Here is a 25,845-nt window from a genome sequence, read left to right on the forward strand (position 1 = left end):
ACTCAAGTTTTACTCGACTTATCTAAGTGACTTACTTGCCTCGCTAAGCGTTGCCTGCTCTGCCGTCTCAGTGGGGTCGCATTATAGGGAGATCCAAAAACAGATCAACCCTTTTTTTTAAAACTTTTAACTGTTCGCTCAAAAAGCACTCAAAAACCCGATAAATAGTCACTCAACGCGAGTTTTAAGCCCATTTTCTAAAGCAAATTTAATAATTTCACATAAATAACATTGATATGTTTATTTATCGCGTTAAGATAGCAAGTTCACAATGTTAAATTAATGTTTATTTCCTGTTTATTGGTAGATCAAAATGAAATTACCCGATCAAAAATCTCTTATCTCTTTAGTTGTTCTTGCTGTTATTGGTTTTGTTATAGTCAACTTTGCACTTTCAAGTTTAGCACTAAGCTCTGGCTTGCTGTTTGCCGTAGGTGTAATAGTTGGTGGTCTTGTTGTTGGCGCGATGTCATCTGACGTAGTTGAAGAAGCTGAAGTAAAAACAAAAACACTTTATGTTGGCAACCTTCCTTATCGTGCAAATGAAAGTGTTGTTCGTGCTTTATTCGAAGAACAAGGTAAAGTTTTCAACGTTCGCCTATTAAAGGATAAAAACACGGGCAAGCGTCGCGGCTTTGGTTTTGTTGAAATGGCAGAATCTGATGCAGACAATGCAATAACTAAATTAAATGATAGTGAGTTTCAACAGCGAACGCTAAAAGTTCGTGAAGCGAAACAAAAACAAGATGATGATGCTAGCTCAATCCGTACTGAGACTAATCAATCAGCTTAACACTGACTATATTTAGCTTAGTCGTTAATACAGAAGCCGTTGCATAATAATGCAGCGGTTTTTTTTGCTCTGCTAAAACATAAGGCTCAAGCCGTTTTTCGTTATCTTCATTTAATAACGCTTTTACTCTATTTGCAATTGCTGCGCCTGAATCTAGTAACTGTATTACACCACCGTAGTAGCTATCTATACGTTTAGCTAATATAGGAAAATGAGTGCACCCAAGAACAAGCACATCTGTATCTTTATGAACTTCTAACCTCTGCATCTCTTGGTCGAATCTAGATTGGCTAAACTCACCTGTAAGATAAAGCTGCTCTGCAATAGCTACAAGTTCGACACTGCTATATAAATCAACGGTAACCCCTTGCCCATAATTTTCAATAAGCTGCTTTGTGTATATGCTACGTGTGGTTGCTGGTGTGGCTAATAAGCCAATACGTTTACTTTTGGTTATACTTGCAGCTGGTTTAATTGCCGGTACCACACCCACTATAGGTATAGTGGTTAACGCTCTAATGGCTGCTAATGCTGATGTTGAGGCCGTATTACACGCTATTACCAATATATCAACGTGAAGGTTTTCGTTTTCGATGAAGTGTAAAAGGGAAGTTAGCCTTGCAATAATCTGTTGCGAACTTAATTCTCCGTAAGGTAGGTAAGCGTTATCCATAAAGTAGCTAAAAGAGGCATTAGGGATTAATGCTTGAATATGCTCAAGTACCGTTGTCCCGCCAATACCTGAATCGAATACTAAAATATGTGATGACAAACTACTGGCTCCAGACTTTACTTAAGCTGAGCAGTTTGCCATGCACTCTTTGTAAAATAAAGCCTAAGCTTCAGATACTGTTTCACGCAAGTTATTCATTTGTTCAAACATTGCTTTTGTATAATCAACAAGTTTACCAATCTCTTCTTGGTCTTGGTTTAACCACTGAAGAATACCTGACAATTGATTTTGTAAGCCAAGTTCACTCGCTTTGTTAAATGCCTCTTTTAAGTCATCATTAAATGGCGCTACTTTATTTGCGATTTCTTTCTCTGGCGCGGGTCTATTCTCTTCATACCCTTTTATAGACGCAAACGTTTTAGTTTGCTTTAAGTTCATTGAAAAAGCCACCAGCTGCTCATTACCTAGGTTCAGTTCTTGTGCTTGCTCAAAAGCCTCTTCTAGGTCGCCACCAAAAAAGGTTTGGCTCACACTTTGAAGATCTTCCATTAAAGCATTAATGGCTTCTTGTTCATCCTCATTTAAATCACCATTTACAGACATGCTAAACGATAAATCGCGAGATTGTGATGATTCTCTTGCAAACCCTTCATTATCATCGGAGCGCTGATAACTACTTGCTGACTGTTGTTTGAAAGCATCTGCAAAGCTTATACTCACTTCATCGCCTTCAGCAGTTGTGAATTTATACTCTGCATTATTACTCAAACTTAAATACTGGGCTTGGCTAACACTTACGGAATCAGGTTTTGGATTAAACAAATCCTCTTCAAAGTCATCAAGGCCATTAAAAATACCTTCTTTTGACTTTTCAATGCCCTGCTCAATTTCATCATTAAAGACACCTGTGCCTTTTAATTCATCAACAGCACCATCTATCCCGGTTTGAACGCCTTTGCGTGCTGCACCAAGCATCTCTTTAAGCTGATCGTCATCCGCACCATCGGCTTGCGCTTTTTTTACGGCGCCGGTAACAAAGCCTAAAACGTTTTTAACAATTTCTTCGAAATCAAATAGAGGTTTATCTTTTTTCTCTTCTACTACGGGCAAGCCAAGCGCTTCAGCCATTTTCTCACCTAGCACTTTGGCAGCGAGCTCTTTGCCACGTTGCTGATAACTATCTTGGGGAGATTGTATTGTCGGCTGCTGCAATGCACCGGCTTTATTACTGTTTTGATTGACGTTATTGTTAGGCACATAGCCAAAATTGCCAATTTTCATGATCCGACTCCTATAGTTGTATTCTTTATTATCGGCCCGCACTAAAATAACTAAAGAGAAATGTTCAAAAAAACATCAGCTTTCATTACGCAAAACTAGACAAATACTCTCTGCCCCCTACAATAGCGCCGATAAGTAGCTTAAAGAAAAAGGTAGCAAGCATAATGGCAGTGATTAAGATAGATACATCAATATACGATGCGCAGTTAAACGAGAAAGAGCAGCGTATCATTGCGCAATTCCAACGTTTCGGTGTTGAGCAATTAGAAGTATTTGGCTCTGAGCCTATTCACTATCGTCAACGCGCTGAATTTAGAGTATGGCATGAAGGTGACGATTTATTCCACATTATGTTTGATCAAGCTACAAAAGAAAAAATACGTGTTGATACCTTCGACCCTGCGGCACCTTTAATTGGCGATGTAATGGCTGCCATGATCGACAACTTAAAAGGCTGCGAAGTTTTACGCCGTAAGTTATTCCAAATTGATTACCTGTCTACATTAAGCGGTGAGATATTAGTTAGCCTGCTTTATCACAAGCCACTTGATGAGCAATGGATGGCAGAAATAAAAGCACTTAAAGCTAAACTGAGCAAGACGTTTAAAATTGACTTTATCGGTCGTGCCCGTAAGCAAAAAGAAGTGCTAGGTGAAGACTTTGTCACAGAGCATTTAACCGTCAATGGCAAAGAGTTTATATTTCAGCAAGTTGAAAACAGTTTTACTCAGCCTAATGCCAAGGTAAATATAAAAATGCTGGAGTGGGCGCAACAGTTATGCGCGCCGCTTAAAAACGACCTACTAGAGCTCTATTGTGGTAATGGTAACTTTTCTATCGCACTGGCGGGCTCGTTTAATAAAGTACTTGCTACAGAAATCTCAAAGTCATCGGTGCACTCAGCACAGTACAATATTAGCCAAAACAAGGTCACCAACTTAGATATTATTCGTATGTCGAGTGAAGAATTTACTCAGGCTATGAACGGCGAGCGTACATTCTCACGTTTAGAAGGGATTGATCTAAAAAGTTATGATTGCCAAACAATCCTTGTCGATCCTCCGCGAGCTGGCATGGATACGCTGACATGTGATTTAGTCGCGAACTACGAAAATATTATTTATATCTCATGTAACCCAGACACTCTTGAGCGAGACCTTGATCACTTGTGTAAAACCCATGAAGTAAAACGTTTTGCTATTTTTGATCAATTCCCATATACCCACCATATTGAATCCGGTGTATTTTTACAAAAGAAATAGACTGCTCAGCATGAAGCCAGCGCTTTTAATAGTGCTGGCATTTGCACCTCACTAAATACTTTAATTCCATTTCGTTCTAATAATGCAGCCGTTAACCCCATTCCCGCAACTTTAATACCCTGATGCGAGCCATCATAAATTGTATTACGACCACATGATGGGCTTGATTCTTTTAGCAGTGCAAAGCGGATATTATGAGACATACATAATTGTAAGGCCTTCTTCGCGCCTAACCTGAATGCAGCTGTTACATCTTCATCGTCATTTGTAATCACTTTACCGTGCCTGATCTCGGCTGGCGCTCTAGGGATAGGCAGCCCACCAGCAACCTCAGGACAAAGAGGCATAATTCGCCCTTGTAATTGCCATGTAGTTATTTGTGGATGAGCAAGCTCCTGCCCTTTACCATCGTAACGTACGGGGGCACCAAGTAAGCAGCTTGAAACAAGTATTTTTTTCATTGTTTGTCCAATAAAAAAGCTCCGCGAACGGAGCTTCTTAATTATATTACTGTGACTCGGTTACTTTGCCGCTAAGTAGTTAATCAACTTACTGATATCTTCCGGCGCTGTAATTCCAGTTTCACGACCTAGATTAAGCTTATATTTACCGTTAACTATAAATGTCGGCACACTTCTTAATGCACCTTTTTCTTGATAATAAGTTTGTTCACGCTTCATTTTTGAAGACATAGTACGTACTGAAAAGCTTTTATAAACTTTATCAAATTTGTCGCCGTCAACGCCTTGCGCTACGAATACATCTTTAATGTCAGCAAGCTCATTGAACTTGGCGCGCTTTGCATGAATATGATTAAACATGGCAGCAATTAATGCATCTTTTTGCGGCAACACTTCAGCGGTTGCGAGTGCTTGAGAGATCATTTGCTGATTTTCAGCATTACGTACGCCGACAAAATCAACATGGCTTTTCTTAAACTTAACACTTTTATCAAGTTTAGGCTTAACTTCATCCAACAGCGATTCATAGTTATTACATGCAGGGCAGTAAAATGAAAAGAACTCTTTCACTTCTGGCTTTTTACTCGCTCGCTCAGATACAACTTCGTAATGCACACCCTCTTCATACTTCGATGGCGCCGCAGTTGCAGCTAGAGGTAACAATAGTGCCAGCAATCCAGCCTTAACTAATTTAATCATAATTCATTCACTCCAAAAATTATTGTTTTAATCGCTTATTGTTTTAATAAAAAGGCAACTAACTCATCAAGCTGCTGTTGACTCTTGATGGTATTAATATTGATTTTATATTTATCATTAACGATAAAAGTTGGCACGCCCGTTAAAGCACCCAATTTTGAAAACGTCTTTTGCTTATCTTGCATTGCTCGCTCAGCCGCGATGACTGGCATACTCGCAATCTCTTGGTCAAACTTTGCGTTATCGATACCATTTAACTCTAACAGCTGCTTAACGTCTTTAATATTATCAAGGGGAGCACGCTGAACGTGAATGCTTTTAAAGATTTGATCTGCAACTTGCTCACCCTTTCCATTTTGCTTGGCAATAATGTAGGCATAGCTCAAGTTGCTTTGTACTTGTGGAGATAAGCCACCTAAAAAATTAACATGGCTTTTAACAAACTCTGCGCCTGAAGGTAGGCTTTTCTCTAGCGCCTTTGCAACAGGTTCAAATTTAAAGCAATGAGGGCAATAAAATGAGAAAAACTCTGTCACCTGCGGTGTGCTGCTTTTTTTAATATCTAACACTGTGTATTGGTCACCGGCCTTAAAATCTGCAGCCAGCGCGGCAAAAGGTAAACACAATAGTAATAAACTCAATTTTAATTTTTTAAGCATTGGACTCTCTATTAACTTTTTAAAATAATTTTTATGGCAATAATTTTAGCGGCGGCTCTTTTAGTGCAGAGTACTGCTCTTTCAGTGCTAAAATTTGCTGCTCCCAGTATTTGTCATCTGCAAACCATGAAAAGTTCCTTGGAAATGCAGGATCATCCCACCGTTTAGCTAACCACCCCATATAATGAATCATACGCATCGCACGTAAAGGTTCAATTAATTTGAGTTGAGAGTGGTCAAAATCGCAAAATTCTTCATACGCAGCGACTAGGGTATCTAACTGTAACAGCTGGTTATTTCGATCACCACTGAGCATCATCCATAAATCTTGGATGGCTGGGCCCTGGCGGCTATCATCTAAATCCACAAACATAAGTGCATCCCCAGCCCAAAGTATATTCCCTGCATGGCAGTCACCATGCAGTCGAATTGTCTTAACATCATGATACTGCGCTTTTGTCTCAGTGATCACCATATCAAGAATGGTATAAAACGCAGTTGAGAGACTACTAGGCACGAGGTTACTACTTTGTAACTGAATTTTAGCTGTATCTAAATACTCATCGCACCCCATAACAGGACGATGGCTAAATTCAGTCGCCTGCGCAACTTGATGCATACGCCCTATTAAACGCCCTAAAACATCTAATTGATCAAGATTATCAACTTCAAATATACGCCCGCCGACACTCGGGAATAAGGTAAAAAGAGACCCATTATGTTCAAATAAACTTTCACCATTATGAATGATAGGCGCAACAACCGGTACTTCAGCTGCAGCAAGTTCAAATGCAAAACGGTGTTCTTCTAAAATTTGTGCTTTACTCCAGCGCTCTGGGCGGTAAAACTTCACCACATAGCGGTTTCCATCTTCAGCTTTAAACTGATAAACCCGATTTTCGTAACTATTTAACGCTAATAAACCCGACTCGGCATAAATACCTATACTCTCAACGGCATCCAAGATTGAGTCAGGTGTTAAACCTTCAAAGCTAAATTTACTCATAATTCTCATCAATATAAAAAAAGCGGGAAAATCCCGCTTTTTAATTTATGTTAGTGTACTTAACTATCGCGCTTTAAAGAAGTTACTCGGCTGAGAAATTTGCGAGCTAGGATCATTGACCGGCGATAAAACAAAGCTAAATTCCGTTACTGGCTTTTTCAAATCATAAGGGTCCATCACTAATGACAGCGGGACGTTATGTGACTCACCCGCTTGCACTGTAAATGTTTGCTTACCTATGTATTCAAAGTTGTCTAGCCCTTGAACTTTTACATTAAAACTCTGCTCGTATTGTGCTTTGTTGATCACTTTAAGGGTATACGTATTTTCAACTAGCCCATTAAAGTCTACACGGTACAGCTGGTTTCTATCACGGATAATATCTAAGTCCATAGGCTTGCGAAGCACAATATTCGCCACCAGCGCTGAAGTTAACAGCACTAGAATAACTATGTAACCTATTATTTTAGGGCGCATCGGATTGGTTTTATTATCCGGCGTTTCTAAATTGCGCTCTGTGGTATATGAAATAAGCCCACGCGGGTAGTTCATCTTATCCATTACCCCATCACACGCATCAATACATGCCCCGCAGTTTATACACTCAGCTTGTAGACCATTTCGAATATCAATACCCGTGGGACATACCTGTACGCATAAATTACAATCAATGCAGTCACCTAGGTTAAGTTCTTTCGGGTCTTGTTTACGAGAGCGAGGACCACGATTTTCACCTCGCTGCTCATCATAACTTACGGTAAATGTGTCTTTGTCGAACATCGCTGATTGGAACCGTGAATACGGGCAAATATGTAAACACATAATCTCACGCATCCACCCTGCATTACCGTAAGTACATACCGTAAATACGATAATACTGACCAATGCATAACCGCCCACATTTAAGGTAACAAAGTCAGGGAGCAGCTCTCTTATCGGTGTAAAATAGCCAACAAAGGAAAGCGCCGTATATAAAGAAAAAGCGATCCAACTACTGTGTTTGGCAGCCTTTCGCCAAAACTTATCAAAGTCCATTGGACGTTGATCAAGCTTTTTACGCTGGTTAGCGGTGCCTTCAAACTTTTCTTCAAACCAAATAAAGATAAACGTCCAAACAGTTTGTGGGCAGGTATACCCACACCACACTCGCCCATAGAAGGTTGTAACCAAGAATAAAGCAAAAGCTGATAGCATGAGAATAAACGCAAGGATTGTAAAATCTTGAGGCCATAATGTAAGGCCAAAAATATTAAATTTTTGCCCAATCAAATCAAACAACACAGCTTGCTGGCCATTAAAGTTTATCCAAGGTAATGCCATAAATGCGAGCATGCCGATAAACCCAATACGTTGCCTTAGCAGTTGATGCAAGCCTGTTACTGCACGTACATATATACGATTTCGGGGATTAAACCTGTCCTCAGGGGCATTAAGATCAGGCCTTTCAATCTTTACCTCTGTAGGTATATTCTTTACTTTTATTTGCTTGTCCATCGAAGTCCCTCAACGCCTTTGGAGAATAATAATCGAACATTCTTGCAAACTATACATGCTAAGTAACAAACCTTAACTGTAAAAATAGTGCAAAATTGAACGTTAGCCTAGTAACGTTCAGAGATTTCTGAAAAATCTAATCGTTCTTACGCATTATATCAAGTCTGCCTAAAAAAGCTGGCTTTGATTGCCATTAATTATTCATCTTAGTCACTTGCTTTATAAAGGTGCATTTTATTACACTATTGTTTAACTCTTACCCGTTCAGATCAAAGTTAATTAAACTATGAAAAAATTTCTTTTTCTTGTCATCGTCGTACTGGCATTATTTACAATCGACCACCCGATGATAAAAGAACCAAGAGAAAAACTACTTGGCCAAGGTGTTGGTATTTTAAGTGATGCCAGTAATATTAATCGTGGGCCTGCTGCAAACATGGCTAAAAACAGAATCAAGTCAGCACTCTCACTCTCTGATTCTGAACTTGAGTATTTAGAAGAAACGTTGCAGACAGATGAGCAATTACAACTTTTTCATACTCGCTACTGCCGCAGCAACGATCTCAATTTATACTTTTATGAAGATCGACTAAACACAGTCTGTAAAATTGCCGCAGAGTCGCTTGCTGAGCGTCGAGGTAAATAGTGGACTTTTCAGCGTTAACAAAGAAAAGCAGCGCATCGTTTAATCAGCACAAGAATCTGCTAAAAAAGCTGGCGAAAGGAAATACAGTGAAGTGTGAAAAATGCCAAGGTATTTTAACACTGGATCTAAAAACCCCTAAGCCAGGCCAAGGGGTTGCAAAGTGCCCTAAGGGCTGTACCGAAATAGTATTGGAACTAGGTTAACCTAGTTCCAAGTTTCGTCGTCTTCTGTGTAAAGCCCACTTTGAACAGCGACTATCTCTATTAATTCAGCAAACCCTAACGCGAAATCGCCCATCAATTCATACTGACTCTGCGCTAACTGTACTTCAGATAGATTATTCTGCTTAGCAATCGCGGCTATTACATCAGCGTCTAACGCAAAAAAACCTAAACTAGCGTACGCTGTTTGCAAAGCCTCTAATAAGGCCGCATCTAAGCCTGTTACTTGGCTCAACTTATTATAATAAACCTGTGCCCCTTGAATAAAACCCTGACACCACATTTGGCAATCATCTAAATCAAGGTAACTATCATTATCATCAAGGTGCTTTAGCGATACAGGTAACTTGAACCCGGTTTCATAAACTTGCTCACTTATTTGGTGATACAAAGCCATAAAAGAAAATAAAACTTCTTCATCTAGCTGACCTTGCGTATTAGGTACAATTACTTCAAGCCATTCGTGTACATCTAATGGCTCTGGTGAGCAAATGACAGCAAACAAATATCCTTGGCTTTGCGCTAAGGTCATTGCTTGACTGTGCCCTGCTAAAAAATTATTTAACTGTTCTGCGTGTTGCTCTGTGAATGCGGGTATTTGCATGAAAAACTCAATCAACCATTAAATATTAAGGGGGTAACGACCATCACTATCTGCACGCCCTAAAAACTGAGCTGCATCATGGACTTCTTTTGGTAAAGTTAAATCGGGTTTAATAAAGCCAGCTACTTTAAAATCTAAATTAGCTTTTAATACCGCATCAGCTTCCAGCCCTAAACGATTATCGGGGTCAACTAACACAGCAATATCACCAGACTTACAACTCAACTGCCCACTCAATGGGCCGATACTAAACCAACCCGATAAGCCTTGTACATCTATGTTAGGGCTAGCAATTTCTCCAGTCAAAGTATCGCAATATGGAACACCAGAATTATATTCATCTAAATCTACAATAACTCGGCCTTTAGCATTGATAGGTAACGGCAGCTGCAAACGCTGCATTGCACGCTCTACACTTAACCTTAATGTGGCATCGGTAAGTGCAACCGATTGATCAAGTAAACCGTAGCTAAAGTCACCTCGGCCTGAAATATCTGATGTATCTCTAATATTGCCAAATTTCAGGTTACCTGACAGTTGCCCTGTAAGTAGTGACCACGCTGAAATATCCCAACTGAGGTTATTAATTTGTTCACCATCAAAACGTAACTGCATGATACGACCTTGCCACACACTGCCAGATACCTTACCAATCTCAAGCTCTTTTGGTAAATGGCTGCTTGCAAGATTAACCGCAACGGCTGCGGGTGTTTTTAATAAAGCAAAAACAATAAAACTAAAAATAAATATAACGATAAGAAATGCTGTTTTTTTCATTATTACTTCTCTAATACCAGTCGGCTTACACGCACATAACCTTGCTTGTCATCACGGCTAAGATCTAAATTCTCAATCTGCACGCCTTCTTTATTGACCATTTCATCAAGCCATTCAACAAGCTTGTTAAATTGCACTGAATCGATGGTTAAGCGCAGTGAGTTATCACTCGGTTGCATTTTGCTAATAGTGATATCAAAACGCCCACGCGTCGTATTGACAATTTGGCTTAAGTTTTTATTGTTACTAATAGAGCGGCTACCCGCCGCTTTTAGTTTAACAATACTATTATCAACCCAGGTTAATAGCTCTTGTTGCTTGATTTGATCTGCCTGCGCTTGTGCAATGGCGTTATTAAGCGGTCTGAAAATGCCCATCACCAAAACGAAAACAACAAAAATACCGCCTGCAACCATAATCAATTGCTGCTCTTGCTCTTTTAAGGAGCCCCAATACTTTTCAAGTTGCTGCTTCATGCTGCACCTCCGAGCTTTAATTCACCAACAACAAAGTCACCATCATTATTCAATGACCCTTGGTCAACCGTTAAGCCTCGTTGCTCTAGAATCGATTTAACTTTACCAAAGGTTTGGAAGTCTTTGCCGCGAGCACGGATTCGTAACTCATTGCGACGTTGATCATAACGTAGGGTTTCTGGTGTAAAATCGTTCACTTGACTAAACACAGTGACAAGCTCACTGGTTAACTCTAAAAAGCCAGCATTACTTCCACCTTCAATTTTTGCAAGTTCACCTCTGATTTGGCTTCTGATGAGGTGAGGTCGCACTGTTTTACGAGGAAAAGCTTTACTGTAACGCTCAACAACCTGCGACTTAGCAACTTCAAGTTCACTATTGAGGTGATATAACTCAAACCCTTTAATGACCACAGAACTGACCAAAGCGATACTGGCAGCAATGGCTACCCCTTTCCAGTGCCCCCACCAAAGCGGTGTTTTTTTCTTTAGTTGATATGGGCCTTGGCGTAAATTAAATTTTGTTGTTGGTAACTGTTTAGCAAATAACGCTAGGGGTAAATCATAGTCCGCTGTTTGGGCAGTTAAGGACACTGACTCTGGAAAATCTGTCGCAGGGCTGTAATGCGCTACCTCAGGATTGCCAAGCGCCGTTAAATACTCAGCCATCCAAGAAGATTCAACTGCACTGATGTGCCATTCACCATACTTACACAACCATTGAGCGTTTAACTCAATTGCACTAATCCCGTTTTCAGAGGTTGGTAACAATAATGCATCGGGTATCAGTTTGATGATATCAATATTATGCTCAGCAAAGGTATCAAGCCAACTTTCAAACCACTCGCGGTCGGTCATAGCGACATTGATAGCATGTTTATTTTCAACCTGAGTAGGCTCTGCAATCGCAATAAATAAGTCATCAATATCACACGCAATATCTTCTTCAAGCATATACGGTAATGCTTGTTCTAACTTACGATTCCATTTAGTGGGTAGTTCAACTGTTTTTAACTGAACCTGATCGCTTGGCAGCAATACAACAACTTCACGCTGTTTTGCTTTGTCAGTCAATTCACTTAAATGCTCAGCATGAGGCACTTCGCCGCTGGCAATTATTTCTTGTTCTAATGGTGAATATACCAACCAATTAATACGATCTTGCTGGGTTTGACCCGTGCGGATCAAGAGTATTTCTGTCACTGTACGCCTCCAAATTTTCGCGCCAGTATAGTTACTTCGCCATCTTTGGCATGTAGTAAAGTGGTCATCGAAAAACGCAGCTCTACAAATTCAGCTTGCGCTTGTAGTTTAAAATATTCGCTATTGATAGTGAACAGCTTCTCAATGGACTTGACGTTTCTTGCCCCTTGTTGATTTATCTGCTCAAAAAATTCTTCTATATCACTAAAACCTTCATCTGGTCGCGCGGCAAGTACACTTTGTGCCCCCGACTCATCTAAGCCATCAATGAAGGCACTCAATAAAAGTGCATGTTCTGGATCGAGTGTATTAACATTAATTGCAAGTAGTTCGCTACCCGGTATAACACAGACAAACGGTAACAGTTTTTCCATAACTAATGGGTTAAAACCACGAATTAACCGTAGCTCCGACGTCGATGCAAAGTAATTATTTGCCGTCAAATAAGGGTAATCTCGCGAAGAGTACTCATCCTCTTCAGCGCCAGAGCGATAGGTAATGCTGTCTTTATCTAACCAGTCATACACGCTATCGGCCATGCTTTCTTCAGATTCATCAGCAGGTAAATCTTCAATGTTTTTTAGCAATTCCAATAAAGCGGTGTGTGCTAGGTTGGTTTTCACTTTCCCACTCGTTGGGGCTTCAGCCCTTAGTGCATTTAAATTTAAGCATGCTTGAAGATCAGTAATAGCCCCTTCAATAGTCCCGTTATCAACAGGAAAAGGCACTCCAGCTTGTTGCGCCCAAACTTGCTGCAATGTTGTTTTGTCTGGATCATCTTTTTTACTTTGTAGTAAAGCCTTAATGGCTAACTCTTCAGCCGCATAGGCGTACCACTTAGCCTGCTGATGACCTTGAATGTTTGTACTACGTTGTACTTGCACCATTAAGTTAGCACTCATTTCAACAGCTAAGATAGAGGCTAAAGCGACAATAAATAAAACAATAACAAGTGCTGCACCACGGGATGATTTAATCGCCATCAGCCATTTCCTCGCTGACCTTGATTACTTGTTCGATTGCCCGCCCCACTACCACCATTATTTGCAGGAGCAGTAGATACGGTTACTTTGCCATTACCCGGCACCAAAAATACACGTTTAAGTGGCTCTTGATCGATTTGTTGAATCGTGACCGCCACAGCTTTTGGCAATGCTTTGACTTCCCACTGCTCTTGCCATTCATTTTTATCGTCTAAAAACTCAAATTTGAGGTCTTCGATATCACTTAAAATAACTTGTGAACGGGGCTCGGTGTTATCAAGCTGATCAACGTATACGCGATAAACGCGTTCTAGTTTATCGTCAATAACACGATAACCCACTGCTTGCAGTTCTGAGCGTGGCAGTAAGTTAATAGGGTTAACCCAGCCATCTCGCACAAACCCAATGCCATCGTACTGGCTATCCAGTGTATATCGGCCAGCTAAAATGTAGCTTTCTTGTATATCGCCAGATTGATTGCGAACTTCGCGCTTTGTCATTTGGCTAAAATCTTGGTCCATCAACCTAAACGTAGTTTGCAAGCCATTCAACTCGGCAATTTTCTCATCCGATGCTTCTTTAGCTTTCGTTGTAGAATCTAAAATTTGATGAGTTGCTAGCACGACAAAAGCAAGGATACCCAGCGCCACCATAACTTCAAGAAGTGTAAAACCACGCTGCTTCACCGAGTACCACCTTTGTTTAAATAGCTAGTTAACTCGTACACTGGTTGTTCTAATTTTTCATCGCTGAAGACATTGATAGTGACTTTCAAAAAGCTTTTGTCTGCGGTTGCTATTACATCCTGGCGCCAATACCAATCAATGCCCGCCATGTTTTCAGTGCCTTTTGCGCCATTTTTACCTTGCCACTTACTTCCTTTTGCTCGCTGCTCCACCATCACATTCTCGGCAACCCACGAAGCATAGGTTTGCTCCTCAAGGCTTGATAAGTGATTTATATGCTCACCTGTAGCTTGCATGGCGGCAATACCAGCAAGTGCACAAATGCTCAGTGCAACCATTACTTCGAGTAAGGTAAAACCTTTAACTACACGCATTACTCTGGCTCACGACGCAAATTAACCGGCGCTAAAAACTCACCTTCAATGAAATACACAGGTTCTGGTTGCTTTTGAAGTTCAAAAATCAATTGGAAAGCACTTACTTCACCCGAAGAAAGAATAAGCACTTGTGGAATTTTAAGCTTTTTTAGCTCAAGTAAACTTTCCTCGTCATCAGAGCCCATTAGCTCACGCCAATTAGATTGCTCTAATAAGTTTTCTTGTGCCCAAGCCAAGTCTTCTAGGTTTAGTGTTAATTTAAATTCTTCAGTAATCGTTAACGGTTCAAAGAGTTGCTCGCGGTCAAATGTCACCCATTTCTCACCGTCAAAAACTAAAAATTCAAACACATCCTCATCGATGTGAAACCCTAATTCTACTTGGTTTAAAATAGCGAATTCAGAAGCCATGTTAATGGTGGTATGCAGCCTCAGCGCTTGCTTTTCGAGAGCGTCTTCAGCTCCTCCATCAAGGCTGTATACCACCATTTTTGTGGCGAAGGCGATCACGACTAATACCACTAAAATTTCAATTAAGCTAAACCCTCGCTTATACGAGGGCTGCTTAGTTTGGCGCAAGCTACCGCGGTTTATTAACATAACAAACCACATGTCACGTTTTGAAACGCCTTGCTAGTATTCGTCATTACTGCTTTTCTTCATCCCAGTTACCGATGTCGTCATCAGTACCGGCTTCGCCATCAGGCCCCATAGAGAAAATATCAATCTTACCCACTTCTCCTGGGCTGATTAACTGGTATGGATTGCCCCATGGATCTTCAGGCAACTTAGAAATAAAACCACCGTCAGGGAAACGACGAGGAACAGGCTCAATACTGGTTTTATCAACGAGTCCTTCTAAACCTTGCTCAGTTGTTAAATAAGCTTTATTTTTCAATTTATAAAGACTCATTGCATCTTCTAGCTGTTGAATATCTAAGTGTGCTTTGTCGATAGCTGCTTCTTCTTGCTGACCCATAATATTAGGTGCCACGATTGACATGATCATGCCAATGATAACCAGTACCACCATAACTTCGAGTAATGAGAAACCTGATTGTTTATTCACGTTCGTACCTCTATTTTCTTATTAATTAATCACTGTAACAACGCGCTTGTTACAAATCCTTGAATCGGTTAAAGCCCTATTGCTTTATTCATTGCCATGATTGGCTGCAAAATAGCCATTACGATAAATAAAACAATGACTGCCATCGACGCTATCATCGCAGGCTCTAAGAGTTTTAGCGAGACATTTACCATGGTTTCAAACTCACGGTCTTGGTTATTGGCAGCGCGCTCGAGCATTTGCTCAAGCTCACCCGATTTTTCACCACTTGCTATCATATGTAACATCATCGGCGGAAACAGTTTTGTCTCCTGTAATGATGCACGCAAACTGGCACCTTCACTGACACGAGTTGCTGCATCTCCAACGGCTTTTTTAATTTTTTCGTTAACCAATACGCCACCCGAAATGCGCATCCCCTCAAGTAAAGGGACTGAGCTGGATGATAAAATACTTAGTGTACGGGCAAAACGCGCAGTATTAATACTACGTGCAACTTTGCCAATTCCTGGCATCACTAAAATTTTTGAGTCATACCAAAAACGAATTTTTGGCTGTTTTAGTGCATGTTTAATACCTATGGCCAACGCGGTAATCACAACGAGTGATACCAACCAGTAATTTTGTACAAAGTTACTTGCCGCCATTACCCACTCAGTCGTCCATGGTAATACTTGTTTAGACTTCTCAAAGGTTTTAAGAATTTTTGGTACCACCGTACCTAATAAAACCGACACAATACCAATGGCAAATATCACTAAGATGACAGGGTAAACCATAGCTTGGGTGATTTGACTGCGCATATGCTGACGCTGCTCAGTGTAATCAGCTAGACGATTCAATACGGCATCGAGGTGCCCTGACTTCTCGCCAGCTGCCACCATTGCACGGTACAAATTATCAAATACATGTGGAAACTCTGACATACCATCCGCTAATGTATAGCCTTCAACAACTTTTGAGCGCACCGACATAAGCATACGTTTTAAACGCGGCTTTTCACACTGTTCTGCAACAGCCATTACAGCGCCTTCCACAGGCAAGGATGATTGAATAAGCGTGGCTAATTGGCGGGTGATCAGCGCAAGATCTGAGGTTGATATTTTAGATTTAAACATGCCAGAAAAAAGGGATTGTTTTGCCCCTTTCACTTGCTTATCACCCTCTGCTGCGGGCACTACTTCTAAAGGCGTAAGGCCTTGCTCGCGCAAAGATTGGCGGATTTGTTTTGCTGTATCCGCTTCTAGAATACCTTTTTTTTCTTTTCCGCGACCATCAAGCGCACGATACTCAAACGCAGCCATTAGCCTTCCTCACGGGTAACACGTAACACTTCTTCAAGGGTTGTTTTACCGTCTAACACACGGCTACAACCATCTTGTCGAATGCTTGGGGTGTGTTTGCGAATATACTTTTCAACACTTTGCTCACCTTTACCACTGTGCACAAGTTCGCGTACAGCCTCGTCAACCACTAATAGTTCGTGAATACCGGTACGTCCGCGATAGCCGTTATAGTTACATTCTTCACAACCCACTGCACGATAAATAGTCGGCGGATTATCATTTGGCACACCCAGCAGTTCACACTCTCGTTCATCCGCAGTGTGTGCTTCTTTACAGCTACCACATAAAGTACGCACTAAGCGCTGTGAAAGAACGCCAAGCAATGACGACGACAGTAAAAATGGTTCAACACCCATATCTTCCATACGAGAAATCGCGCCTGCTGCAGTGTTTGTATGCAGCGTGGACATTACTAAGTGACCAGTAAGTGAAGCTTGCACACCAATTTGCGCCGTTTCTAAATCACGTATTTCACCGACCATAACCACATCAGGATCTTGACGCAATATAGCGCGTAAACCACGAGCAAATGTCATGTCTACTTTTGCATTTACTTGCGTTTGGCCAATACCCGGAATCTCATACTCGATTGGATCTTCAACAGTAAGAATATTACGATCTCGCGAGTTGATTTGGCTCATACCGGCATAAAGCGTGGTACTTTTACCTGAACCTGTCGGCCCGGTCACCAAAATAATACCATGAGGTTTACTGATCAAATCAGAAAACAACTCACGATTTCGCAGCGTCATTCCTAGGTCTTCAAGGTTTAAGCGGGCATTGTTTTTATCTAATAAGCGCAGTACCACGCGCTCACCAAAACTTGATGGCATCGTTGATACACGTACATCAACTGCACGCCCAGCAATACGCAAGCTGATACGACCATCTTGCGGAATACGTTTTTCAGCAATATCGAGCTTCGCCATTACTTTAATACGTGATACTAGTAATGAAGCTAATTTACGATTTGGCTTAAGCACTTCTTTTAGAACACCATCAACCCTAAAGCGAATAACAAGCTCTTGCTCAAAGGTTTCAATATGGATATCAGATGCACCCTCTTTGATTGCTTCACTGAGCATCGCGTTAATCAATTTAATGATTGGCGCGTCATCATCACCAGCAAGTAAATCTTCAGTTTGCGGCATTTCTTCGGCAAGTGAGAATAAATCAACCTCATTGCCGATATCTTCCATCATTTGCTGTGTTTCAGAGCTGTCGCGCTGATAAGAGGCTTCTAATAACAACTCAAATTTATCATCAGGGAGTTGCTCAAGGGTAAACCCGTGGCCTGCAATGCGTCGTACTTCAAGCAGCACATCAATCGCAAGCTCACCACGATAATAAACCACCCAGTTATCATTGTGCTTACTTAATAGCACACCTGCACGTCTGGCATACGAAAATGGCAAACGTTTAGGCGGTAGCTCAACTAAATCGTCACTGGTTAACAACTCATTGTCGTGCAGTGATGATTCCAGCTCTTCATTTACTGGGGTGATGACTTCAGTCATTATTGCGCTCGTCTGCATTTTGCTGTTTTAGGTATTCTTCGTACGTTGGAGGAAGTACAAGCGCATCATTCCACTCAGGTAAAATTGGCGCTTCTTCAAGAGGCATTAAATCAATACCGTCTTCTTTTTGTTTAAATTGCTCACCACGAATAAAGTTATATTTGCTATGGCTTAATTGATTCATCTTAATGCCATCACGAATGATCGTCGGACGAATAAAGACGATTAAGTTTCGCTTACGCTTGCTGGTGCTTGTTGAGCGGAATAAGTGACCAAGAATTGGGATATCACCTAATAATGGCACCTTCGATACGCTTTCTTGTACATCTTCGTCAATCAAACCACCTAACACAACCATGCCGCCATCATCTGCCATCACGGTGGTTTTAATTGCGCGCTTGTTAATTGAAATATCAACTGACGTTGTACCACTTACCCCTGATACTTCTTGCTCAATGGTCAATTGCACTGCCGTGCCGTCATTGATCTGCGGTGTTACTTTAAGCTTAACACCGACCTCTTGGCGCTCAACCGTTTGGAATGGATTTGAGTTATTAGAGCCAGTTTGCGAACCGGTAATAATAGGCACTTCTTGACCCACAATCATCGATGCTTCTTCGTTATCCATCGTAGTAACAGATGGCGTAGCAAGGATATTTGAATTGGTATCACTGGAGACCGCTTGGATTATCGCACCCCAGTCATTTTTAATAATACCCATAGCAAGACCATTAATACCGCCAAGTAAAGCAGCCAGTGGTCCTAAATCACCTTCAACGGTTTCGTCATATTCTTTTAGCTCTGTATTGTCACCAGTGATAGTTTTTGTCACTATTTCATCACGGGCTTGCTCTGCTGCTACAGCTAATGAGCCCACAGGCACTGTGTTGCCGTTATTAAACTGTACCATACCACCTTGCTCAGAAATCCACTGCAAGCCAAAGTTAACGCCATCGGCTTCCATTACTTCAACAATAATCGCCTCAACCAATACTTGTGCTCGGCGAATATCTAAACGTTCAATCACAGACTCTAATGAGCGCATAGTGTCAGGCTGAGCGGTGATAACCAGTGAATTCGAATCTGGGTGAGCTTCAATGCTGGTTTCATTCTGGCTGCGGCTACGTGTTTTCGTGGAACCTGATTGACCTTCTTCTGCCAAGGTTTTACTTACGCCTTGAAGCACTTTTACTAGGTCTTCAGAATTGGCGTAATTTAAATAAATTACTTTGGTGTTACCTTGATTTTGTAGTTCACCATCAAGGCGTTTAATCAGTTCGATAGCACGCGTTCTTGCTTGGCCTTCACCACTGACGATAACACTATTAGTACGGCCATCAGCAACAACTTTAGGAATCAAAAACTCTGGCACGCTACCTTTGCCGCTGTCTTTGTAAATGTTTTCAACAACAGAAACCACATCATCTGCTGTGGCAAAGTTTAATTTAACAATATCTACGCGCTTATCACCGGCTTGGTCTACTGAACGAATAATTTCCACCAGGCGGTTAACTGAAGCTGCATGCCCAGTTAGCATCATCACGTTTGCTGCATTAAAGTTAGCAACGTGACCGCCATCTTTTTGGTCACTGAATTGACGAACTAAAGGACCAAGCTCTTGCACGCTTACGTTTTTTACACGTACAACACGGGTAACCATCATGTCGCCGCTCGCTTGATTATCTTTTGTTATTAGCGGTACATTTGATTTTTTAGCATCTGAGCTTTTTTCAATTTTTATTATGCCGTTATCCATTTCTACAGCTGAGAAGCCATAAACTTCCAACACATTTAAGAAAAATTGGTAATAAAGTGCTTCATCCATTAATTCATAGCTGCGAACATTCACTTTGCCACGTACGTTAGGATCAATGATGACTGTTTTATTTAGGTTTTTACCCACAATATTAATAAACTCATTAATATCTGTGCCTTTAAAGTTTGCAGCATACTCAACGGCTGACACCGAGAGAGATAAACTAGCCGCAAAAAAAAGTGTCGCGTACTTAGCTAACCCTTTTCTGATTTTTTTGAGGTGTAGCGCGTTAACCATTGTATTAAAACTCCAAAGCTAAATTATTGCAGGCTAAATTGAACATCGATTTGCTCACCATCACGTTCAATCGTAATGTTTGCATCGGTGCTGTTACGCAGCTCATTAATGGCTGACATAGCCTGTTGCATATCTGTTAGTTGATAGCCGTTGATAGAAACAGCTAAATCGTTATTCTGTAATCCCATTTTTTTGAAAAGCGCAGGATCTTTACCTGGGCTTAATCGATACCCAACTAGCTCACCGTCTCTCATCGCTTGAGAAATACGAATGTAATCAAAAAGCTTACCTGGGTCTTGTAGTAATTCATCACGCGTTTCAAGGATTGAACTTTTAACCTCTTCGTTTGCCGTTGCATCAACTTGCTCTACGTCTTGAGGGCCTTGATTAAAATCCCTTTCACCTTCACGCTCTGCTAGTACTGGCATTGAAACCGTTTTAGTAAAATCTAAACCATCGAGCATTAGTGTCTCAAACCGGCCACTTACATCCAGAATAACGCGATCTGGGAGTACTTGAGCCAGTTTAGCTCGAGTCCCTTTAACAACATCATCAACAAGGTAGGTTACTTGTTGCCCTTGCGATTCAATAACTGCCAAACCATTTTTGTCATTATTACTTACCGCAACGATGCCCGTTAAATTAATACTTAAACGGGTTTCTGGTGCATTATTAATAACTTTTTCTTGGCGGGTTGATGTTTTTTTGGGCTTCGCATCTGCTTTACCAAACAAGTGAAGCGCTAAAATAGCGGAAGAATTAGTTCTATTTGATTGTGTATTTTCAGGGGCAGAATAGGTACTCTGAATAGCCTTATTCGTTGGTTCTGGCCACACAAGCCAAAACAGCTTAGCCATTAAAAAAGCAATATAAACAACGACTAATATCATTACCACCCAACTTAATTTAGCGTGAGGTAATTTGCCTAAAAATTGTTTTAGCTGCTGTAATTGCTGATCCATAAATGTCGTTTCTTATTTTAATTTACTGCTATATCGCGAACCTATAGTACCTTTTCATTTTTCATTCAACAAGCGCACTAATATTAAACTTTGTAAACAAGCTAAATTAAGGTCTTTTACTACTAAGAAATACGACGGCTATTTCTTTAGTAGTTCGTTTCATGATAAATTTTGCCTTATGGTGCCGCTATTTTAAAGAGTACAATTGTGTCAAAAAGTAACACCCGCTCTTCAACCTTTAATAATGAAACTTTCAGTGTTCGTTTAGATAAATGGCTATGGGCTGCGCGCTTTTATAAAACCCGTGCAATCGCACGTGACATGGTGCAAGGCGGTAAAGTGCATTATAATGGAAAGCGAACTAAACCCAGTAAAATTGTTGAACTCGGAGCTCAAATAAAACTAGCTCAAGGGGTCGATGAAAAAATCATTACTGTACTTAAAATAGTTGAAAAACGCGCTGGCGCCCCCATTGCACAAACCTTATATGAAGAATCTCAAGCCAGTATAGAAAAACGCGAAGCAAATAGTATTGCCCGCAAAAATAATAGCTTCTTTGCCCCACATCCAGATCGTAAGCCGGATAAAAAACAAAGACGCGAACTTTTAAAAATGAAATCAAGTTAGGTAATGTCACTTATGCAACAAGATTTACTTCACCGTTATACATTTGATCAACTAGACGTCAGAGGCGAACTAGTTCAAATAGAACAAACCTATCAAGAAATGATTGCGGGTCACGATTACCCTGTTGCTGTACAAAAACTATTAGGCGAGCTTTTAGTAGCAACTTGCCTTTTAACTGCAACATTAAAGTTTGAGGGTGATATAGCCGTTCAACTTCAAGGTGACGGCCCGATTAAGTATGCTGTTATTAATGGTGATGATCGGCAAAATATGCGTGGCATTGCTCGCTTACAAAGCGAAGTGACAGGCTCAACTATTAAAGATCTTATTGGCAATGGTGTGATGGTATTAACCATTACCCCTAATAAAGGTGAGCGTTACCAAGGCATTGTTCCGTTAGAACACGAAACTCTAGCTGAATGCTTAGAAGCTTACTTTGCCCAATCAGAGCAATTACAAACACGCCTTTGGTTTGCCACAGATGCAACTACAGGATCAGAGAAAGCGTCAGGCTTGTTGCTTCAGGTTTTACCTGTTAATAAAGAAAAGTCTATCGAAGACTTTACTCACCTTGAAGCGCTTACCAATACAATTAAAGATGAAGAATTGTTAGCGTTGGATGCTACAACTGTACTTACACGCTTATATCATGAAGATAACCCTCGCGTTTACGAACCTCAGCCTATTCACTTCAAGTGTGGTTGTACCCGTGAGAAAACAATTACTGCACTGGTTAATGTTGGCCAACAGGCACTCCTTGATGATGCAGCTGCCAATGGCGAAGTGAAAATTAGTTGCCATTACTGCTTAAAGGATTACATTTTTAGCGAGCAAGATATTAAGAGTATCTTCAACTAACCACTCGATTAAAACTGTTCAATTATTAAGCCGCAAATAGTGCGGCTTTTTTGTTCGTGCAGTTGATACCGGTGTCATAATTTTTGTGATTTTTATGACACCGGTATCATTGAAATTATTCATGTTTTTTCGTAAATATATGTGTTTTTAGGGTGTTCATAGGCTCGAATATCCCTAATCCATCTGTTACTATAAATGCAGCTTAAAGGTCTTTAGAACCCCAGAGCTATCCCGTTCAATCTCACACAATTTAGGTATAAACATGACTTCAAGCGCTACTCGTTTTGTCGATCTAACTGCAGCTGAACTTGTCGAACACGCGATCCGTCGTGGCGAAGGGACTTTAGCCGCCAATGGAGCTTTTGTTGCTAACACCGGTCGTCGTACTGGTCGTTCTCCAAAAGACCGTTTTATTGTTCAAGAATCAAGTACTGAAAATGATATCCAATGGGGTAATGTAAACCGCCCTTTCGATGCAGATAAATTTGACGCTTTATGGGCACGTGTAGAAGCACATGTGCAAAGCAATGACCACTTCATCTCTCACCTTGAAGTTGGCGCTGATCCTGAGCATTATCTACCAGTTGTTGTTACAACTGAAACTGCATGGCATCACATTTTTGCCAAAAATATGTTTATCGAACCTAAATCTTATAATGCATCTGATTTACCTCAATGGCAGGTAATGAATGTTCCTTCATTTGTATGTGACCCTGAGCGTGATGGCACAAACAGCGATGGCACAGTTATTATCAACTTTGCGCAACGTAAAGTATTGCTAGCAGGTATGCGTTATGCCGGTGAAATGAAAAAATCGATGTTCTCTGTGCAAAACTTCCTACTACCAGCAAAAGGTGTATTACCAATGCACTGCTCTGCTAACGTAGGTGAAGCAGGCGATACAGCTTTATTCTTTGGTTTATCTGGCACAGGTAAAACAACATTGTCAGCTGATCCAACTCGTTTCCTAATCGGTGATGATGAGCATGGCTGGGCACCTGGTAGTGTATTTAATATCGAAGGCGGCTGTTACGCAAAATGTATCGACCTTTCACAAAAGAATGAGCCTGTTATTTGGGATGCAATCCGCTTTGGTACTATCCTAGAAAACGTGGTACTTGATGAAAAAGGTATTCCTGACTTTCACGATACAAGCCTAACTCAAAATAGCCGCGCAGCTTATCCTCTTGAGCACGTTGAAAAGCGTAAAGTAGAGAACCGCGCAGGTGAACCAAAAGCAGTGGTATTCTTAACGTGTGATGTAAGTGGTGTATTACCACCTGTATCAATCCTTAGCGAAGAAGCAGCAGCGTTTCACTTCCTAAGTGGTTACACTGCAAAAGTAGGTTCAACTGAGATTGGCTCTACTAGCGACATCGAATCTACATTCTCAACGTGTTTTGGTGCACCTTTCTTCCCACGTCCAGCAGGTGTTTACGCAGAGCTTCTTATGAAGCGTGTACGCGAGTTTGGTGCTAAAGTTTACCTTGTCAACACAGGTTGGACTGGTGGCCCTTTTGGTACTGGTAAGCGCTTTGATATCCCAACAACACGTGCAGTTGTTGATGCAATCGTATCGGGTAAACTAGCCGGCGTTGAAACACAACATATTGATGTGTTAAACCTGGACGTGCCAGTTGCTGTACCAGGTGTTGATAGCGAACTACTTAACCCTATTAATACATGGGATGACAAAGCGAAATACGCTGAGTACGCAGCTAAACTTGCAGCTGACTTCACTGAAAACTTCGCAAAATACGATGTGTCAGATGAAATCAAAAATGCAGGTCCTAAAGCATAGTTACATGCTTTAAAGTTGCATAAAACGCCAGCCACGAGCTGGCGTTTTTGATCTTTACAATAACTTCAAAAAACTCATACCTATTACGTTTCATTGATTAGCAATTTCGTCAAATTATTAGTCATCTATGAAAGGATATTCCAACCATTCTTACTGAGCTTTAATTGTCCAACATTCCAGACTTTCCCTACACCAGAGATGCGTGATTAAAGACTCGCTATAAAGCTGTTTACCTATACTTAAGGTTAAAAACTGTACGGCTGTTGCACAAACGATAAGCGTTAGTCGACGCCTAGTGAATGAGTGGGTGACGGCTTATCTTACCAATGGAATTAAGGCATTGGACATTAAGAAACAACCCGGTCGCCCTTGTGCTCTAACGCCTAAGCAAAAGTAGCAACTCAAAGAGTATGTATGCAAACATGCAGTTAAAAATGAATGGGCTCGCTTAATCTCTCATGGATTACCGCTCGTTCGAAGCACCCTAAACAATCAGTTCAGGCGCAAGAAGGCTTTAAAAAATTTCCTTCGTAATACGATCATCACAATTCCAGGCCACGTATCACTTGATAGAGTCAATCTCTGGTTCCAAGATGAAGCGCGGTTTGGTCAACAAAATACCACATCTAAAATTTGGGCAAAGAAAGGCTCAAGGCCCCGCATGGTCAAACAGCAACAGTTTCTATCAACTCATATATTTGGTGCAGTTTGCCCTGCAACAGGCCAGACGGAGGCAATTATAGCGCCTTATTTAAGTAAGGATATAACGAAGCAACACTTACAACTTATTTCGGATGCGACGCCCTGTGGAGAGCACGCTGTGGTCATCGTTGATCGCACAAGCTGGAATATGGGTAATGTTGCACAAGAAATTAAAAATGTGTCGGTGATACCGCTTCCTCCCTACTCACCCGAGCTGAACCCCATTGAACAAGTATGGGCATGGATGAGAAACAGAGAGCTATCAAATCGCACATTTTCAAGTTATGACGATATTGTTGAACAAGTAAGTAGGGCGTGGAATGTATTTCGCTCAGACATTGATAACGTTAAGAGCATCTGCTCGAGGACATGGATAAACTTGATCATACCAAATATATTCAATTGATGATCTATTTAATCTAGAAGTGTTTCTTTTATAAAATAGCTTGAAACGCTTCTGAGTCGTTCTTGTAGGAAACTAAGCCATTTTTAGAAGAATGATACATTTGATCACTTAATAAATAGTATTGGTATCAACCCACGCTTCGGTGTATAGACTGACACTGTGCAGCTCGCTAGCTTTACGCTCGCTAACTCGATGACTATTTCAC

28 protein-coding genes are annotated in these 25,845 nt (G+C 40.9%); 8 read left to right on the forward strand and 20 right to left on the reverse strand.

Going from position 1 to position 25,845, the window contains the following annotated elements:
- Positions 1–313: 313 nt before the first annotated feature.
- Positions 314–793 (forward strand): RNA recognition motif domain-containing protein, encoded by a 480-nt coding sequence (locus tag ACFI4Z_RS18305; RefSeq protein WP_099297677.1) that lies wholly within the window; start codon positions 314–316, stop codon positions 791–793.
- On the opposite strand, the gene murI is transcribed toward ACFI4Z_RS18305, so the two are convergent.
- Both murI and ACFI4Z_RS18315 read right to left on the reverse strand, forming a co-directional pair.
- Complete coding sequence (gene murI / locus ACFI4Z_RS18310) at positions 777–1,565, reverse strand: glutamate racemase (RefSeq protein ID WP_462671798.1); 789 nt, start codon at positions 1,563–1,565, stop codon at positions 777–779. The two genes, ACFI4Z_RS18305 and murI, sit on opposite strands and share 17 nt — an antisense overlap.
- A 63-nt stretch (positions 1,566–1,628) precedes the next feature.
- Positions 1,629–2,747: a DUF5610 domain-containing protein gene (locus ACFI4Z_RS18315; protein WP_462671799.1), complete on the reverse strand. Its 1,119-nt coding sequence runs from the start codon at positions 2,745–2,747 to the stop codon at positions 1,629–1,631.
- A 164-nt stretch (positions 2,748–2,911) separates the two neighbouring features.
- On the opposite strand from ACFI4Z_RS18315, the gene trmA reads away from it, so the two are divergent.
- Entirely contained in the window at positions 2,912–4,009 is a 1,098-nt protein-coding gene (gene trmA, locus ACFI4Z_RS18320; RefSeq protein ID WP_462671800.1) for a tRNA (uridine(54)-C5)-methyltransferase TrmA, read from the forward strand.
- Between the two features lie 5 nt (positions 4,010–4,014).
- Here the strand turns inward: trmA and ACFI4Z_RS18325 are convergent, their stop codons facing one another.
- The 5 genes from ACFI4Z_RS18325 to ccoG all read right to left on the reverse strand — a co-directional run bounded on the left by ACFI4Z_RS18325 (position 4,015) and on the right by ccoG (position 8,328).
- The gene (locus tag ACFI4Z_RS18325; protein WP_462671801.1) at positions 4,015–4,470 is read right to left on the reverse strand and encodes a 2-thiouracil desulfurase family protein; all 456 of its coding nucleotides are present in this window, start codon (positions 4,468–4,470) and stop codon (positions 4,015–4,017) included.
- A gap of 60 nt (positions 4,471–4,530) precedes the next feature.
- Entirely contained in the window at positions 4,531–5,169 is a 639-nt protein-coding gene (locus ACFI4Z_RS18330; RefSeq protein WP_099297667.1) for a thiol:disulfide interchange protein DsbA/DsbL, read from the reverse strand.
- Positions 5,170–5,204: 35 nt separating this feature from the next.
- Positions 5,205–5,828 (reverse strand): thiol:disulfide interchange protein DsbA/DsbL, encoded by a 624-nt coding sequence (locus ACFI4Z_RS18335; protein ID WP_462671802.1) that lies wholly within the window; start codon positions 5,826–5,828, stop codon positions 5,205–5,207.
- Between the two features lie 31 nt (positions 5,829–5,859).
- Complete coding sequence (locus tag ACFI4Z_RS18340; RefSeq protein ID WP_462671803.1) at positions 5,860–6,834, reverse strand: serine/threonine protein kinase; 975 nt, start codon at positions 6,832–6,834, stop codon at positions 5,860–5,862.
- Positions 6,835–6,897: 63 nt separating this feature from the next.
- Positions 6,898–8,328 (reverse strand): cytochrome c oxidase accessory protein CcoG, encoded by a 1,431-nt coding sequence (ccoG, locus tag ACFI4Z_RS18345; RefSeq protein ID WP_462671804.1) that lies wholly within the window; start codon positions 8,326–8,328, stop codon positions 6,898–6,900.
- Positions 8,329–8,614: 286 nt separating this feature from the next.
- On the opposite strand from ccoG, the gene ACFI4Z_RS18350 reads away from it, so the two are divergent.
- Together ACFI4Z_RS18350 and ACFI4Z_RS18355 are read left to right on the forward strand one after the other, a co-directional pair.
- Complete coding sequence (locus ACFI4Z_RS18350; RefSeq protein WP_099297658.1) at positions 8,615–8,974, forward strand: hypothetical protein; 360 nt, start codon at positions 8,615–8,617, stop codon at positions 8,972–8,974.
- Positions 8,974–9,177 (forward strand): hypothetical protein, encoded by a 204-nt coding sequence (locus tag ACFI4Z_RS18355; protein ID WP_058562110.1) that lies wholly within the window; start codon positions 8,974–8,976, stop codon positions 9,175–9,177. Before ACFI4Z_RS18350 ends, ACFI4Z_RS18355 begins: the two co-directional genes overlap by 1 nt.
- Before the next feature lies 1 nt (position 9,178).
- Here ACFI4Z_RS18355 and ACFI4Z_RS18360 read toward each other — a convergent pair whose 3' ends face one another.
- The 13 genes from ACFI4Z_RS18360 to gspC all read right to left on the reverse strand — a co-directional run bounded on the left by ACFI4Z_RS18360 (position 9,179) and on the right by gspC (position 21,246).
- Positions 9,179–9,799 carry a UPF0149 family protein gene (locus tag ACFI4Z_RS18360; RefSeq protein ID WP_462671805.1) on the reverse strand — a complete coding sequence of 207 codons (621 nt, stop codon included), beginning with the start codon at positions 9,797–9,799 and terminating at the stop codon, positions 9,179–9,181.
- An 18-nt stretch (positions 9,800–9,817) separates the two neighbouring features.
- Positions 9,818–10,576 carry a type II secretion system protein N gene (locus tag ACFI4Z_RS18365; RefSeq protein WP_462671806.1) on the reverse strand — a complete coding sequence of 253 codons (759 nt, stop codon included), beginning with the start codon at positions 10,574–10,576 and terminating at the stop codon, positions 9,818–9,820.
- A gap of 2 nt (positions 10,577–10,578) precedes the next feature.
- Positions 10,579–11,052: a type II secretion system protein GspM gene (gene gspM / locus ACFI4Z_RS18370; protein WP_462671807.1), complete on the reverse strand. Its 474-nt coding sequence runs from the start codon at positions 11,050–11,052 to the stop codon at positions 10,579–10,581.
- Positions 11,049–12,254 carry a type II secretion system protein GspL gene (gene gspL / locus ACFI4Z_RS18375; protein ID WP_462671808.1) on the reverse strand — a complete coding sequence of 402 codons (1,206 nt, stop codon included), beginning with the start codon at positions 12,252–12,254 and terminating at the stop codon, positions 11,049–11,051. Before gspL ends, gspM begins: the two co-directional genes overlap by 4 nt.
- Positions 12,251–13,237, reverse strand: coding sequence for a type II secretion system minor pseudopilin GspK (gene gspK / locus ACFI4Z_RS18380; RefSeq protein ID WP_099297648.1), 987 nt, complete (start codon positions 13,235–13,237; stop codon positions 12,251–12,253). Before gspK ends, gspL begins: the two co-directional genes overlap by 4 nt.
- Positions 13,237–13,923, reverse strand: coding sequence for a type II secretion system minor pseudopilin GspJ (gene gspJ, locus ACFI4Z_RS18385; RefSeq protein ID WP_462671809.1), 687 nt, complete (start codon positions 13,921–13,923; stop codon positions 13,237–13,239). Before gspJ ends, gspK begins: the two co-directional genes overlap by 1 nt.
- Positions 13,920–14,297 (reverse strand): type II secretion system minor pseudopilin GspI, encoded by a 378-nt coding sequence (gene gspI / locus ACFI4Z_RS18390; RefSeq protein WP_394193921.1) that lies wholly within the window; start codon positions 14,295–14,297, stop codon positions 13,920–13,922. The genes gspJ and gspI overlap by 4 nt, the downstream gene beginning before the upstream one ends.
- Positions 14,297–14,899, reverse strand: coding sequence for a type II secretion system minor pseudopilin GspH (gspH, locus tag ACFI4Z_RS18395; RefSeq protein ID WP_462671816.1), 603 nt, complete (start codon positions 14,897–14,899; stop codon positions 14,297–14,299). Before gspH ends, gspI begins: the two co-directional genes overlap by 1 nt.
- A 46-nt stretch (positions 14,900–14,945) precedes the next feature.
- Positions 14,946–15,368, reverse strand: coding sequence for a type II secretion system major pseudopilin GspG (gspG, locus tag ACFI4Z_RS18400; RefSeq protein WP_058562102.1), 423 nt, complete (start codon positions 15,366–15,368; stop codon positions 14,946–14,948).
- A 68-nt stretch (positions 15,369–15,436) separates the two neighbouring features.
- Positions 15,437–16,672 carry a type II secretion system inner membrane protein GspF gene (gene gspF / locus ACFI4Z_RS18405; protein WP_462671810.1) on the reverse strand — a complete coding sequence of 412 codons (1,236 nt, stop codon included), beginning with the start codon at positions 16,670–16,672 and terminating at the stop codon, positions 15,437–15,439.
- Complete coding sequence (gene gspE, locus ACFI4Z_RS18410; RefSeq protein WP_462671811.1) at positions 16,672–18,231, reverse strand: type II secretion system ATPase GspE; 1,560 nt, start codon at positions 18,229–18,231, stop codon at positions 16,672–16,674. Before gspE ends, gspF begins: the two co-directional genes overlap by 1 nt.
- Positions 18,224–20,284, reverse strand: coding sequence for a type II secretion system secretin GspD (gene gspD / locus ACFI4Z_RS18415; RefSeq protein WP_462671812.1), 2,061 nt, complete (start codon positions 20,282–20,284; stop codon positions 18,224–18,226). Before gspD ends, gspE begins: the two co-directional genes overlap by 8 nt.
- Positions 20,285–20,307: 23 nt before the next feature.
- Positions 20,308–21,246, reverse strand: a complete 939-nt coding sequence (gspC, locus tag ACFI4Z_RS18420) for a type II secretion system protein GspC (RefSeq protein WP_462671813.1) — start codon at positions 21,244–21,246, stop codon at positions 20,308–20,310.
- 204 nt (positions 21,247–21,450) lie between these two features.
- Here gspC and hslR point away from each other — a divergent pair, with 204 nt between their 5' ends.
- From hslR to ACFI4Z_RS18440, 4 genes are all read left to right on the forward strand, one after another.
- On the forward strand, positions 21,451–21,873 hold the full coding sequence (hslR, locus tag ACFI4Z_RS18425; protein ID WP_462671817.1) for a ribosome-associated heat shock protein Hsp15: 423 nt from the start codon (positions 21,451–21,453) through the stop codon (positions 21,871–21,873).
- A 12-nt stretch (positions 21,874–21,885) separates the two neighbouring features.
- Positions 21,886–22,731 (forward strand): Hsp33 family molecular chaperone HslO, encoded by an 846-nt coding sequence (gene hslO, locus ACFI4Z_RS18430; protein ID WP_462671814.1) that lies wholly within the window; start codon positions 21,886–21,888, stop codon positions 22,729–22,731.
- A gap of 262 nt (positions 22,732–22,993) precedes the next feature.
- Positions 22,994–24,532 (forward strand): phosphoenolpyruvate carboxykinase, encoded by a 1,539-nt coding sequence (locus tag ACFI4Z_RS18435; RefSeq protein ID WP_462671815.1) that lies wholly within the window; start codon positions 22,994–22,996, stop codon positions 24,530–24,532.
- Between the two features lie 547 nt (positions 24,533–25,079).
- Entirely contained in the window at positions 25,080–25,640 is a 561-nt protein-coding gene (locus ACFI4Z_RS18440) for an IS630 family transposase (RefSeq protein ID WP_462671818.1), read from the forward strand.
- Positions 25,641–25,845: the final 205 nt, after the last annotated feature.

It is taken from the genome of Pseudoalteromonas sp. RWi3, from assembly GCF_054960735.1.